Raw genomic sequence first — 13,563 nt, 5'->3', positions numbered from 1 at the left:
TGTCAGTCTATGATCAGAATGACCAAAGATCATGTTCAAAGTCCATCAACGCCTTCTTAACCCTCTCTGATTCATATAAGCGATCTATTCCGAGAGCATAATCCTTAATACGGAGATCCTCAGGATTAGATTCTTTTACTATATAGCTTGAGAAGACACGTTTCATGAAAATATCATCATAACTCAAGCCTGTTGCATCATTACTACGGTTAACAACAGCTTTGGTAACTAAAAGATGACGCACTTCAGGGAAGTAGATCCAGAATGCAGGCTGCTCATCAAAAGCTTGTCCCGCAGCAGAAATACGAACCATTGGTGCAATACCTACAATTCGGGGTTCAAATACCGAACGCTGCTTATCAAAGATCCAGTCCTCTTTAATACGGAATTTAACAATACTATCCGGATTAAATTCACCAGCTGTAACTACTGTACCTGTTTGATTTCCATCCTTATCGAAAATAGGAACCAACACACTATCAGCAAATCTTGCCATCGCTTCCTCTGCTTTCAAAACAACAGAAAACTCATCACCATTCACATCATCCTTTGTACTGCTTGCATCGTATGCTGTTAGCTCACCTGCCTGTATTGCATCTGTAAGAATGGTAATCAACCTCGACTTAGGAGAAGCAAAGATCATATTTACCTTATCGCGAAGATCAATTTCTCTCCATACCCGCTTACTGAACATTACGTCAGATTCTCTTAAACTCGCATAGGGTGATACCCTGGCATTCAGAATATTGGTCTTTTGATAAAATCCATCAACAGGCCTTTCTGCTGGCTTTGGTTTGGTGTCATTATTTAAATTAGGAGCCTGAGCACTCAAACGTAGAGTACCGGCTATCAGGATCAAGGCAAAAAATATTTTTTTCATACCAATTAATTTGCTTTAAACGCCATTGGGTCAAGTTGCCTTTGGGTTCCATCCGGACCAACAGCAACAATATCATCAAAAATCACCCGGGTTCCAGGAGTTACTGCGGCAATTGCAGCACGCATTTGCGGGCTAAAAGAATTACCGGTGGCCTGCAGTACTACAACGTCTGCACGTGGCCTTGCAATAACCAAACTAAATCTGGTAACCGCAAATTTCGCATCAAAATCAAACTGATCAAGAATAGCGAATATTGATCCCTGCGATTTTATTATAACAGAACTAAGGCTTCCTCCAGTTTTACCCGCAAATTTCGCTTTAGGATCAGGGATACGTTTAACCCGGAAATCACTTGAACCAATATTTTGAACTTTCCCATTGATATTTGCTGAGACATTTACCTTAGCAACAGATCCCGGAGAAGTAACGTTAACAGTATACTTACCATTGGAACCGGAAATAGAACCACCGCTAATTGTTACAGACAAATTCTCCTTTGGAATACCAGGCGCTGAAACAGAAACAGGATTCGGTACTCCAACATAAAACACATTCATCTTATCAGGTGAAACAACCACTGAAGGTCGGGAAACCTGGTATTTTTGTTCCGGGGTAGTATAGGTCTTTATTGAACCATCTGTTTGTTTCACACGAACAGTACCGATCCAGCTAAAAATACCCTCCTTACCTGTATTAACAGAATAAATACCTTTACCGTCTTTTATTTGAAGTCTTGAACCTCCAACTGTTATATCCGGACTGGATTTTGAGTCTGATGCAGTCAGGAATACTTCAGCAGTATAAGACTGACCCGCAATCAAATATGATGTAGGTGCAACTGCTACAGCCGAAAACTGATCGAGATTAACAACTGCAATATCCATTTTTCCAAGTATCCGCTTAACAATTTCTGATTCCGCATTCTTTGTATCTGCCTGAATCTTTGCCAATGCAGTTAGTGCCGCTGTAAGTGGAATACCATCTCCAAAATTAGATTGCTCCCAGCTCCTTTTTATCCCACCGCGATTTGGCGGATCTTTTGCTTCGAGTGAAAAACTAATACTTTTACGTTCCTTTTCGTCAAGAAGATCAAGTAATTTACTCCGGGTATCGTTTATCTTTTTCTTAAGCTCAGTGGCACGATTTTCATTGATCATTAACCGCGGAGAAATATCAAGATTATCTCTTTTACTAATATCTCCTGTTGCTTCATTGTACCCTCCACCTTCTTTTTCAAAAAGCTTTTTCAGTTCTGCTACATATATCTCAAGCTCATTGGTATATGAACTGGCTAATTTAGCCTTATCATAAATAGGTTTGGCTCTGGCAGGTTCATCCCTGAGTTTAGTGGCCTCAAATGAAGCATAGGTTGCATCAACACCACTTTGAACATTCTGGGTTGAAGCATTCAGACTATCCGTTAAATTTTTGAAAGCTTCCAAGATTGAATCACTGACATTCAGTGCTACCAAACCAAGTAAAACAAGGTAAAGTATTCCAATCATTTTCTGCCTTGGGGTTTGTTTACCTCCAGCCATGCAATTTTATTTAAAAATTTAAAGATTTATAATACTTATTCAAACAATTAAGATCTGTTAGGCTGATTCATGGCTGATAACATATTACCATATATCGCATTTAAGGATGATAAGTTCTTAGCTAACTTGCCTACTTCGTCTTTAAACTGTTTTGAGTCTTCCATTGACTCATTGAAATTTTGCATAGTCAATGAAAGATTCTGATAAAACTTATTCATTGATTTTAAATGGGCGCTGGAATCCTGTAATTCTAATTCATAAACTGCATTTAAGGCTGAAATATTTTTAGCTAGAGAGTTTACCTGATCGTGGTAAGATCTTGAATCAATATTAGTTTCACCCATTTCTTTTAAGCTGGCTGTTGCTTTCTCGAATGCTTGATTTAGAGTATCAAAACTTCCGGAAGCAGTTTTTACTTTGGCAGCAAGCTCAGTAGTGGCACTTGCTGTATCTGCTATACCAGATATTGCAGATACTTTATCTCCGAATGTGCGTAAACCAGTTCCAAGACTTTCGATAAGCTCGGGACCAATTTTAGCATCTGTCAACATTTTATCCAATGCAGCAGTTGAAGAAGCAGAGCTACTTCCGGATGAGCGGGATACTTCACCCTTATATTCCTCATCAAGCTCGGGATAGACCTTGGTCCAGTCTGGTTCTGTAGGCTCTGACTGAAAACCCAAAACAAAAAACAAAAGTGCTTCTGTTATTAATCCAATAGCAATCATATATTCACCACCTTTCCAATGAAGGATTTTGAACATCAGACCTACAATTACAATGGAAGCACCCCAGGAAATTAAGGTATTGATACCTAGCTTGAATTTTTTCTTTTGAGCCATAATACTATTTACGAATTTTAAGAGAGGAAATTTTAAATTTTAGAGCTTATCTTTTATATCACGACCCTGATATTTGGTAATGCAACGAAATCCGATATAAGATTTTGAAGTGTCCTGATATTCGAAGCTGCTTGCTGAATTCTGAAGGAAATAACCAATATCCTTCCAGGAGCCTCCGCGAATGACTTTACGCTTCAAAACCTCAGGATCATCTGATTTAGCCTCATAGCTGAATGTTGGATTCATATCATGAGTGAATGTTGATGAGGATTCATCAAATGCTGAAGAAGTCCATTCTGCTACATTTCCGGCCATATTATATAAACCATAATCATTTGGATAATAAGCTTTTACATTCACAGTGAATGGTCCGCCATCATCAATATAATTACCACGTCCGGGCTTGAAATTAGCCATCAGACAACCTTTTGCATTTCTTATATAAGGGCCTCCCCATGGGAAAGTTGTACCTACCCTGCCACCACGTGCAGCATATTCAAATTCTGCCTCAGTAGGAAGTTCATAATCGGCTCTCTTTGGAAGACGACGACTATCTTTGTATGCTTCGTTGAATCGAGTTCTCCAAACAGTGAAGGCACGCGCCTGACGCCAGTTTACACCAACTACAGGATAATTAGCGTAAGCAGGGTGCGAGAAATAGCCCTTAACCATTGGCTCATTCTGTGCATAAGCAAAGTCAGATAACCAAACAAGAGTATCAGGGTAAACACCGACAGTATCTCTGAGAATGAAATCAGATCGCTTTGCAGTCATATTATTTCTGTTGTTTGCTGCTTCCCTTAACCTCATGATCGCGAAATTATATTTCAGTAACCTTACATCAATTTCATTCCGATCGAACACTCTGTCTTCTCCCTGATAGTACATGGCCTGAAGCTTCGGTCCATTAGCTGAAGCACCTTTTCCCTTTTTTCCACCCCATATGGCACTTCCGTTTCCAACTTTTTTCCAGTTGATATATTTTTTACCTGCATCATTGGGATCTACCTGACCCTTTGGTTTAAGATAATATTGATCATCCTGAAGATAAGTGGAAATGGCAATTGAATCACGGACCCAGTTCACAAACTGACGGTATTCCTTATTGCTGATCTCAGTTTCATCCATGTAAAAAGCCTGAACAGTAACCTGCTTATTCTGTGAGATCTGAGCAAAAGTAATATCCTGGTCAGTCTGACCCATAATAAAGGTCCCGGCAGGAATGTAAACCATGCCAAAAGGAACCTCATTGTTCTTAAACTTCTTAGTTGCAACACCAACCAACTCACCATTGGTCCCACCTTTACCACAGCCAGTGCCTATTATGACCAAAGCTGCAAGAGCGATAAAGTATATTTTTCTCATTTTAAACAATTCCAGTTTTGCATTCCCTCAACAAAATAATTTCGAATATAATAAAATTCATTATACTATATACGATAAAACTAATCCATCTGCGTTCAAACACAATATTTCATAGAGAAGCAAGCTTATCAATGTAATTAAATGATTATTAGAACGTCAAATTAATGCATCTATTTTCGATACAGCAAAATATTTCAATAATACGTTCAAATTCAACTAAAGGTTGCTGAAATTTTAATTATAAATTTCCATGAAACCTTATCTGCGCTGTAAATCACTTGTTTACCTGTTTGATATATTGTTCCAGAGCCATGGTCATACTTGGTGCCTCAGGCGTTGGTGCAGGGATATTCAGGACTAATTTATGTTCAAGTACCGCTTTATGTGTACTGGCCCCAAAAGCAGCAATACGGGTAAAATTTTGTTTAAAATCAGGGAAATTTATAAACAGAGAGTTGATACTGCTTGGGCTAAAAAATGCGATCACGTCATAGAACACCTCAGCAAGATCTGACAGATCACTGCATACAGTATGAAATAGCACGGCAGTTTTGAAGTCATATCCATTATCATTCAGAAATTTTTGAGTTTCTTCAGCAGCTACATCCGAACATGGGTAAAGAAATTTTTCTGCGGTATGCTTTTTCAAGACCTCAGCAAGGTCAATTGCTGTTTGTTTCCCGAAAAATATCTTTCTCTTCCGGTATTGAATATACTTCTGAAGATAGAGAGCGATAGTTTCAGAAATACAAAAGTATTTCATGTCGGCAGGGACATCAAAACGTATCTCTTCACATATTCTGAAAAAGTGGTCCACAGCATTTTTGCTGGTAAAAATAACAGCCGTAAAATCTGCTAAATTGATTTTTTCCTTCCTGAATTCTTTTGCTGGCACACCCTCAACATGAATAAAAGATCTGAAATCAATTTTTAGATTGTATTTCTTTGCCAATTCAAAATATGGCGACTTATCGGAATCCGGCTTTGGTAACGTAACCAAGATGCTTTTTACTTTCCTTGGTTTCTCTGTTGAAGGTACTTGCATATTTGTCATGGGGCTTAATACCCAAGTGCTTTAAATAGGATAATTAAAGGACAGAATTCGAGGGCACAAAGATAAATAATTAAATATACTTTAGGAAACTTGTAATTCGATAAAATATTAGCCCCAGCCCGAAGAAATTGGAGGACAAAAATTACAATGAGCATTGCTATTCCAATATAGCTGTAAATAACTGCGAAACGATAGCTTGTAAGGCTAAATGCAATAACTACTGGCAGGAATAAAATGGCCGCATTAAAATAACTAAGGTATAAAACTGACACATATTCCCTAACCAATCGTTTCACATCAAATAAAAATCCTAATATCCGGAGAGCAATAATTTTCAACGTAAATAATCCAACTACAACAGCTGATAAGTATATAAATAATTCAAAACCTTCTGCCGGATAAGATATTTCAAGATACTTTCCTGATAAATAAAGATAAAGACCTGTGATCAGCCCAAATAAAAGGTAAAGAAATACAAATGGCCAGGAACTAAATAAGGTATCTTCCTTATTGATCTTGCTTAAGGTCTGATTACTATAAAAGGCATGGATTATTGTATTCAGCTCTGCAGGAAAAAAGAATCTGATCAGTGCAAAAAACAAGACAAGAAACAATACCACCACAATGACCCATGTTTCTCTGTACGGCCTTGGACTTCCCTCATCATACCGGACGGATTTCTTCTGAAATTTTCCAGCCCAGGAACGAAAGTCAAGATTTTCAACTTTATAGAGTGAAATAAGACTATCCAGAAAGCGGTTAGGCCTTTCAGGATCAGGAGCCTTTATCCATACCGTTGAAAGTGAATCTTTAATAGACTTTAGTGAATCTCTATAGTTCTGCCTCTGTACTAAAGCTGCAGAATCCAGCCATCTGTTGGACACGCGATAATTTACCTGACCGGAATTTAATTTACTACTGTCAACTTGTCCGGAAACAAGTGGATTAATTAGAAACATTATCAGTATTAAACCGAAAAACCGCTTTATCATCCTTGGCTAAAATCCATTACACCGGATAAACTCCAGTTTATCAAATTTCAGCTTTTTTATGGTTGTTTCCTAAAATCTTTTTGAATTCAGGATTTACATACAATCATTCTTGATCCTATTGAACTTTTTAAAATTGTGACAAAGAATAAATACTAGGATATTGATTCAGAAAAGAATATCATTCTTTAAATCTCATGTTATTTTGAATATTATTCTATTTTATATATTTTTACCGAATAATGCATCAGAAAGAGCACATATCCGATAAAATAGATCTTGAAATTCTAAGCTTAATGCAGGAAAATTCCAGGATATCTAATGCCGATATTGCGCGGGTATTAAATATGGCTCCTTCTGCGGTGCTTGAGCGGGTAAAAAAACTGGAACAAAAAAATATCATACTTCAGTATACAACCCGGCTAAATCCGCTTGCTCTAAATCAAAACCTGCTTGCTTATGTTTATGTAAAAGCAAGTAATGGAATTGGGATTAGCAATACGGCAATTGAACTAGCAAAGATCGCAGAGGTACAGGAAGTTCATCAGATTGCAGGAGATGATTGTTTTATCGTTAAGATCCGCACCACTGATTCAGCTTCACTGTTGGATCTGTTGAGGAACACCATGAGCAAAATTCCTGATATAGTTATCACCAAAACTACCCTGGTTCTTGAAACTATCAAAGAACAGCAACAGTTAGTTATTCATCAATAATAGAATGTCTGCCACCGAAAACAAATCCGCCTCACCCTTAATGGTTATCCTTGCCTTTGCAATAGTTTATATTGTATGGGGCTCGACCTATTTCTTTATTCAGATGGCTGTTAAAGGATTTCCACCATTTATTCTGGGTGCCTTACGTTTTATATTAGCTGGCTTACTCATGGCGGGCTGGTGTATTATAAGAGGTGAAAAACTATTTGCGATACGCGGTATCAAACATGCTGCTATAAGTGGGATACTGCTTCTTTTTTTCGGAAACGGAATCATTATCTGGGTAGAACAAAGTATGCCAAGTGCAATGGTTGCCATCACAGTTTCATCAGCACCTTTATGGTTTGTATTGCTAGATAAACCCAAATGGTCTGAGAATTTCAGAAGTAAATCTATCATCGCAGGAATGCTTATCGGCCTTGCCGGTGTCATCTTACTTTTTAGTGAACAAATTTCACAGATCTTTTCAATGCCGGAAAGTACGCCTGTAAAAATGAGCAGCATGGTACTTTTGCTATTTGCAGCTATTGCATGGGCCGGGGGCTCACTCTATTCAAAATACAGATCTGCCGAAGGCTCGATCATAGTTACAACAACCTGGCAAATAATGGCTGCAGGAATTGCCTTTATCCCAGGTATCCTGATCCGTGACGAATTTAGCGGCTTTCATTGGCAGGAGGTTCCCTCCGATTCATGGATCGCCCTTGTCTATCTGGTGATCATGGGCTCTGTTGCCGGATTCAGCGCTTACGTTTGGCTTCTCCAGGTGCGAACTGCCATGCAGGTTAGTACATATGCTTATGTAAACCCTGTTGTAGCAGTGCTGCTTGGAGTATTTTTCGCGAATGAAAAAATTACTGCAATTCAGATAGCGGGACTAATAATAATTCTGGGAAGTGTGTTACTAATCAATATGGCAAGGTACAGAAGGGAAAAATTGGCAGATAGAATAAAAAATTCTTAACCATTGCCTAATAATTAACCCTGCTGGGATTTGTTGTAGATTTGTAAAATGGCCGGAATTTATCTGCACATCCCTTTCTGTAAAAAAGCCTGTCACTATTGCGATTTCCATTTTAGCACATCGCCTCAGTACAAAGACCAAATGCTCAAAGCATTAAGGCATGAAATTATTTTAAGAAAGAATTATTTAGCCGGAGAAAAAGTTGAAACGATCTACTTCGGTGGTGGTACTCCATCCTTACTCAGCGCCGATGAAATACAAACCCTGATCGGAGAAATAACCGAGCTTTTTGAAGTTTCTCCAACTGCTGAGGTCACCCTTGAAGCTAATCCTGATGATCTGAATCCTCAAAAAGTAAAAGAGCTCCGCCAAACCCTGATCAACCGTTTCAGCATTGGTGTGCAATCATTTTTTGAAGAGGATCTTAAATGGATGAACCGTGCTCATTCTGCCGGGGAAGCTCAAAGCTCCATAAAAAGAGTCCAGGATGCAGGTTTTGAAAATATTACAGCCGATCTGATTTACGGATATCCCCTGCTTAGCAAACCTAAATGGGAGCATAATATTCAGCAGCTTATTGAATTGCATATCCCCCACATCTCATCTTATTCCATGACAGTGGAGCCCGCAACAGCTTTATCATCTTTTATTAAAAAGGGCGAGCAAAAGCCCATGGATGAAGGCCAGAGTGCTGCTCAGTTCCTCATTCTGATGGAACAACTTATAGAGGCTGGTTTCGACCATTATGAAATATCAAACTTTGCAAAGCCGGGTTTATACTCTAAACATAATTCTAACTATTGGGAAGGAGTGCCTTACCTGGGAATCGGGCCATCAGCTCATTCATTTAATGGGGAAAGCAGGCAGTGGAATATTTCAAATAATTCCAAATACATTGACCAGATTGAGCTGAAAAAGATCCCTGCAGAAATAGAAGTTCTAAGTATCGAAAACCGCATCAATGAATATATAATGACTTCCCTGCGGACAAGTAAAGGAATGAATTTAAACAAGATTACTGAACGCTTCGGCTCAGACTATTCAAACGAGATAAAGGATGGACTTGAACCTTTCATAGATAAAAGCTGGATTAATTTAAAGGATCATATCGTTACATTAACAACTGATGGGAAACTCTTTGCTGACCATATTGCCTCAGAACTATTTATAAATACCTAAAATTCTATGGAGATCAGGAACAAAGTTGTATGGATAACAGGCGCATCAAGCGGAATAGGTGAAGCCCTTACCTACAAACTCAATGAATTGGGTGCTAAACTCATAATCTCTTCAAGAAACAGAGAATCCTTATATCTGGTAAAAAGCAAGTGTAAGGTCAATCCTCTGGATGTACATGTACTTCCTCTGGATCTTGAGAATACAGACTCATTGAAAGAGGTCACAGCCTCGGCAATCAAAATTTTTAACAAAGTCGATATTATCATCCATTCCGGTGGTGTTAGCCAGCGTTCACTTGCACTTGAAACTGATCTGGATGTTGCACAAAGGATCATGAATATCAACTTTTGGGGAACTGTGGCACTTACTCAAAACATTTTACCTTCTATGCTTTCTAATAATAGCGGACATATTGTTATCATAAGTAGTCTGGTTGGGAAATTCGGAACAAAATTTCGCTCGGCCTATTCAGCATCCAAACATGCTTTACATGGGTATTTCGATTCCTTGCGAACAGAAATAAACCCTGAAATAAAGATCAGCATCATTTGCCCCGGATTCATTAAAACCAACGTCACGATCAATGCATTAACCGCAGATGGCACAAAACAGAACAGCATGGATGATGCTCAGGCCAATGGTATGCCTGCAGATAGGTGTGCTATCGAGATAATAAAGGCAATTCGATCAGGAAAGGAAGAAGTTTATATAGGTGGAAAAGAAAAGTATGCGGTGTTGCTAAAAAGATTTTTGCCAGGCATCTTTTCAAAAATTGTACGAACAGCCAAAGTAACCTGATCAATTAACTTGAATGGTCGGCAATTACCTTCCATTTTCCGCTGATCTTTTTTACAAGCAAGGTAAAATATCCTTTTGGATCATCCTTTTCCCTCTTCAAATGCCAGGCACCAAGCACAAATGCATGATCAGCGGATATCATTCTTATTTCTTTGATATCAAAGCTTAAATAACCCATCGCTGATTTGTCGGGGTAACTCTTTATATAATTATTGAGGATAACATTCCATCCGTATTCAGGTCCACTATTTCCAACAAAAAGCAATGAATCTGACTGGGTATATCCCTGCATATATTCTTTAATATCTCCTTTGTTCCAGGCCTGCCTTTGGTCTTCAAGAAGTGTAAGAATTAAGTCCTTTTGACTCTTCTGAGCATACAGATTGTGTACTGACAATAGAAATAACAGGAAAATAAATGGTTTCTTCATGTCTAAAAATAAAGGTTTAAAAGGACATTTATGTAATTTCTGAAAATAGCAAGATCAGGAAAAATCCGACCATAGCTTTATTTGACACATCCCTAACATTATTAGCCGTTTAAACCTTTAACTTTGATCTTTGTTAAATAAAAGTGATCAAGCCACATGCGAGGACATGCATTTTCAAAATTTATTCCGAATGAGCTTCCAAAAGGGGGTTTTGATGAATTATTGAAGCTATTTCTCGAACTGCTCAATTACACATCCGGCGATGCGAATGAAGCTATTGCCTGGTTAAACGAACTTGACAAACAGTACAAACTCACTACCGATGAGTATGGTATGGGTGATTTCATCGAAGACCTTAAAAAGAAAGGTTATTTAGGTGATGACGACAAAAACCCAGGAGGATTTAAAATAACTGCAAAAACTGAACAAAGCATTCGCCAATCAGCACTTGAAGAAATTTTCGGTCAACTGAAAAGATCAGGAAAAGGGGGGCACAACACTAATATTTCAGGTATTGGCGAGGAGAAAAATGCAGACAGAAGAGAGTATCAGTTTGGCGACAGTGTTGACCAGATCGATATGACTGCCTCCATACACAATGCACAGATCAATCATGGAATAGGTGATTTCTCAATGACTGAAAGAGATCTTGAAGTTGAGGAAAAGGATTTTAAAACCATCACATCTACGGTACTGATGATCGATATTTCTCATTCGATGATCTTATACGGTGAAGATAGAATTACCCCTGCAAAAAAAGTGGCTATGGCCCTTGCAGAACTGATCAGAACCAAATATCCAAAAGACACATTAGATATTGTAGTATTTGGAAATGATGCCTGGACCATTACTGTCAAAGAACTACCTTATTTACAGGTAGGGCCTTATTATACGAATACCTATGCTGGTCTGGAGCTTGCTGTCGACTTGTTAAGGAGACGAAAAACTCATAACAAGCAGATCTTTATGATCACAGACGGCAAACCCACCTGTTTAAAGGAGGGAAATAAATACTATAAGAACAGTGTAGGCCTGGATCGTAAAGTGGTGAATAAAACCCTGAATATGGCTGCACAATGTAAACGGCTCAGTATACCCATAACTACTTTCATGATAGCACAAGACCCTTATTTACAGCAGTTTGTGAGGCAGTTTACTGAAATAAACGGAGGCAGGGCATTTTATAGCTCACTGAAAGGATTGGGTGAATATATTTTTGAAGATTACATTAAGAACAGAAGAAGAACAATTAGATAGAATTTCGATATATGAATTTGTTGCAGATAAAAACACTTAAAGAACTCCGTGAATCCGGATATGTTTCCCGTTCAGTTAAAGAAGAGCTGCGCGAGAATCTTATCAGAGAGCTGAAAAATAAAAATACCGTTATGGAAGGTATCATAGGCTATGAGGACACCGTTATTCCTGACCTGCAGACGGCCATTTTATCTCAGCATAATATTTTGCTTTTAGGTTTACGCGGACAAGCAAAAACGCGTATCGCACGCTTAATGATCAATTTATTGGATGAATATGTTCCATACATTGAAGGTTCTGAATTATTTGAAGATCCATTAAATCCTATATCCTGGTTCGGACATCATATTTTAGAAATCAAAGGAGAAGATACTCCTGTTGCCTGGCTGCATCGCTCTGACCGTTATACAGAAAAACTGGCAACTCCTGATGTTACAGTGGCCGACCTGATTGGCGATGTCGACCCCATCAAAGCAGCAACACTAAAATTAACGTATTCGGATGAGAGGGTAATCCATTTCGGACTCATTCCTCGTGCTCACAGAGGAATTTTCGTGATCAATGAACTTCCCGATCTTCAGGCTCGTATTCAGGTTGCTCTGTTTAACATTCTCCAGGAAAAAGACATACAGATCAGAGGCTTTAAACTTCGCTTACCATTAGATATTCAGTTCGTTTTTACGGCAAACCCGGAAGATTACACGAACAGAGGCTCTATTGTAACACCTTTAAAGGACAGGATAGAAAGTCAGATATTGACCCATTACCCTCGCAGCATTGATATTTCAAGAAAAATCACCCAACAGGAAGCCAGAATAACTACTTCACAGCGCTCAAGTATTGAAGCTGATGGATTGGTAAAAGACCTGGTAGAACAAATTGCATTTGAAGCCCGTGATTCTGAATATATCGACAAAAAATCAGGTGTTTCGGCCAGGCTTACCATATCTGCTTATGAGAATCTTATCAGCAATGCAGAAAGAAGAATGCTACTGAATGACGAAGAAAGCACCTTTGTTAGGATTTCAGATTTTCTGGGAGTGATCCCGGCAATAACCGGAAAGATCGAGTTGGTTTATGAGGGTGAGCTGGAAGGTCCAAGTAAAGTTGCAAACATTCTATTAGGAAAGGCTATAAAAACTCTGATGATCACCTATTTTCCTGATCCGGAAAAATTAAAAAAAGCCAAATCTACTAACCCTTACGCTGATATCATCAACTGGTTCGCGGCAGGAAATACGATTAGCCTGGTTGATGACCTGTCCTTAGAAGAGTATAAAAAGTCATTGGAATCTGTCCCGGGCTTAAAAAATGTAATAAAACAGTTCCATCCTCGTCTAAGTGAGAACCAGAAAGTATTACTGATGGAATTCCTGTTGCATGGATTGGCTGAATTCTCTTTGATAAACAAATCTTTTCTGGATAAAGGCTTCAGCTTTGCAGATATGTTCAATAGCTTATTCAGTCCGGAGTTTGAAGATGATGAAGACGAGGATTATAATGATGATAAGGGGCGATATTAAGCACCCATTTTCATAGAATAAAAACAAC

Annotated in this window: 13 protein-coding genes; 6 read left to right on the top strand and 7 right to left on the bottom strand. The window is 38.5% G+C overall.

What is annotated here, in order from left to right:
- Positions 1–13: 13 nt before the first annotated feature.
- From porN to BLR27_RS11360, 6 genes are all read right to left on the bottom strand, one after another.
- Positions 14–880: a type IX secretion system ring subunit PorN/GldN gene (porN, locus tag BLR27_RS11385; RefSeq protein WP_090704985.1), complete on the bottom strand. Its 867-nt coding sequence runs from the start codon at positions 878–880 to the stop codon at positions 14–16.
- Between the two features lie 5 nt (positions 881–885).
- Positions 886–2,418 carry a type IX secretion system motor protein PorM/GldM gene (gene porM / locus BLR27_RS11380; RefSeq protein WP_090704983.1) on the bottom strand — a complete coding sequence of 511 codons (1,533 nt, stop codon included), beginning with the start codon at positions 2,416–2,418 and terminating at the stop codon, positions 886–888.
- A gap of 47 nt (positions 2,419–2,465) precedes the next feature.
- Entirely contained in the window at positions 2,466–3,260 is a 795-nt protein-coding gene (gene porL / locus BLR27_RS11375; protein WP_090704981.1) for a type IX secretion system motor protein PorL/GldL, read from the bottom strand.
- A gap of 39 nt (positions 3,261–3,299) precedes the next feature.
- Positions 3,300–4,625 carry a T9SS ring complex lipoprotein PorK/GldK gene (gene porK, locus BLR27_RS11370; protein ID WP_090704979.1) on the bottom strand — a complete coding sequence of 442 codons (1,326 nt, stop codon included), beginning with the start codon at positions 4,623–4,625 and terminating at the stop codon, positions 3,300–3,302.
- 274 nt (positions 4,626–4,899) lie between these two features.
- Entirely contained in the window at positions 4,900–5,679 is a 780-nt protein-coding gene (locus BLR27_RS11365) for a uroporphyrinogen-III synthase (RefSeq protein WP_407641184.1), read from the bottom strand.
- A 5-nt stretch (positions 5,680–5,684) separates the two neighbouring features.
- Complete coding sequence (locus BLR27_RS11360) at positions 5,685–6,638, bottom strand: DUF4271 domain-containing protein (RefSeq protein WP_176767683.1); 954 nt, start codon at positions 6,636–6,638, stop codon at positions 5,685–5,687.
- Positions 6,639–6,910: 272 nt separating this feature from the next.
- Between BLR27_RS11360 and BLR27_RS11355 the strand changes: the two genes are divergently transcribed.
- Genes BLR27_RS11355 through BLR27_RS11340 form a run of 4 tightly spaced genes read left to right on the top strand, consistent with a single transcriptional unit; the run spans position 6,911 to position 10,325 of the window.
- Entirely contained in the window at positions 6,911–7,384 is a 474-nt protein-coding gene (locus BLR27_RS11355; protein ID WP_090704976.1) for an Lrp/AsnC family transcriptional regulator, read from the top strand.
- 4 nt (positions 7,385–7,388) lie between these two features.
- On the top strand, positions 7,389–8,348 hold the full coding sequence (locus tag BLR27_RS11350) for an EamA family transporter (RefSeq protein WP_090704974.1): 960 nt from the start codon (positions 7,389–7,391) through the stop codon (positions 8,346–8,348).
- 48 nt (positions 8,349–8,396) lie between these two features.
- Positions 8,397–9,527, top strand: a complete 1,131-nt coding sequence (gene hemW, locus BLR27_RS11345; RefSeq protein WP_090704972.1) for a radical SAM family heme chaperone HemW — start codon at positions 8,397–8,399, stop codon at positions 9,525–9,527.
- A 6-nt stretch (positions 9,528–9,533) separates the two neighbouring features.
- Complete coding sequence (locus tag BLR27_RS11340) at positions 9,534–10,325, top strand: SDR family oxidoreductase (RefSeq protein ID WP_090704970.1); 792 nt, start codon at positions 9,534–9,536, stop codon at positions 10,323–10,325.
- A 4-nt stretch (positions 10,326–10,329) separates the two neighbouring features.
- On the opposite strand, the gene BLR27_RS11335 is transcribed toward BLR27_RS11340, so the two are convergent.
- A complete protein-coding gene (locus BLR27_RS11335; RefSeq protein ID WP_090704968.1) occupies positions 10,330–10,755 on the bottom strand; it encodes a YybH family protein in 426 nt (141 codons plus the stop codon).
- Positions 10,756–10,911: 156 nt separating this feature from the next.
- Here BLR27_RS11335 and BLR27_RS11330 point away from each other — a divergent pair, with 156 nt between their 5' ends.
- Together BLR27_RS11330 and BLR27_RS11325 are read left to right on the top strand one after the other, a co-directional pair.
- Complete coding sequence (locus BLR27_RS11330) at positions 10,912–12,012, top strand: vWA domain-containing protein (RefSeq protein WP_090704965.1); 1,101 nt, start codon at positions 10,912–10,914, stop codon at positions 12,010–12,012.
- Positions 12,013–12,023: 11 nt separating this feature from the next.
- A complete protein-coding gene (locus BLR27_RS11325) occupies positions 12,024–13,535 on the top strand; it encodes a sigma 54-interacting transcriptional regulator (protein WP_090704963.1) in 1,512 nt (503 codons plus the stop codon).
- Positions 13,536–13,563 lie beyond the last annotated feature (28 nt).

Origin of the sequence: Daejeonella rubra, assembly GCF_900103545.1 — a bacterium.
GTDB lineage: Bacteria > Bacteroidota > Bacteroidia > Sphingobacteriales > Sphingobacteriaceae > Daejeonella > Daejeonella rubra.
Note: the sequence above shows the minus strand (reverse complement) of the source record. Positions and strands in the feature narration are given on the sequence as shown.

Coding starts and splice junctions, on each gene's coding strand:
- porN (WP_090704985.1), bottom strand. CDS start 880: ATGAAAAAAATATTTTTTGCCTTGATCCTGATAGCCGGTACTCTACGT.
- porM (WP_090704983.1), bottom strand. CDS start 2,418: ATGGCTGGAGGTAAACAAACCCCAAGGCAGAAAATGATTGGAATACTT.
- porL (WP_090704981.1), bottom strand. CDS start 3,260: ATGGCTCAAAAGAAAAAATTCAAGCTAGGTATCAATACCTTAATTTCC.
- porK (WP_090704979.1), bottom strand. CDS start 4,625: ATGAGAAAAATATACTTTATCGCTCTTGCAGCTTTGGTCATAATAGGC.
- BLR27_RS11365 (WP_407641184.1), bottom strand. CDS start 5,679: ATGACAAATATGCAAGTACCTTCAACAGAGAAACCAAGGAAAGTAAAA.
- BLR27_RS11360 (WP_176767683.1), bottom strand. CDS start 6,638: ATGTTTCTAATTAATCCACTTGTTTCCGGACAAGTTGACAGTAGTAAA.
- BLR27_RS11355 (WP_090704976.1), top strand. CDS start 6,911: ATGCATCAGAAAGAGCACATATCCGATAAAATAGATCTTGAAATTCTA.
- BLR27_RS11350 (WP_090704974.1), top strand. CDS start 7,389: ATGTCTGCCACCGAAAACAAATCCGCCTCACCCTTAATGGTTATCCTT.
- hemW (WP_090704972.1), top strand. CDS start 8,397: ATGGCCGGAATTTATCTGCACATCCCTTTCTGTAAAAAAGCCTGTCAC.
- BLR27_RS11340 (WP_090704970.1), top strand. CDS start 9,534: ATGGAGATCAGGAACAAAGTTGTATGGATAACAGGCGCATCAAGCGGA.
- BLR27_RS11335 (WP_090704968.1), bottom strand. CDS start 10,755: ATGAAGAAACCATTTATTTTCCTGTTATTTCTATTGTCAGTACACAAT.
- BLR27_RS11330 (WP_090704965.1), top strand. CDS start 10,912: ATGCGAGGACATGCATTTTCAAAATTTATTCCGAATGAGCTTCCAAAA.
- BLR27_RS11325 (WP_090704963.1), top strand. CDS start 12,024: ATGAATTTGTTGCAGATAAAAACACTTAAAGAACTCCGTGAATCCGGA.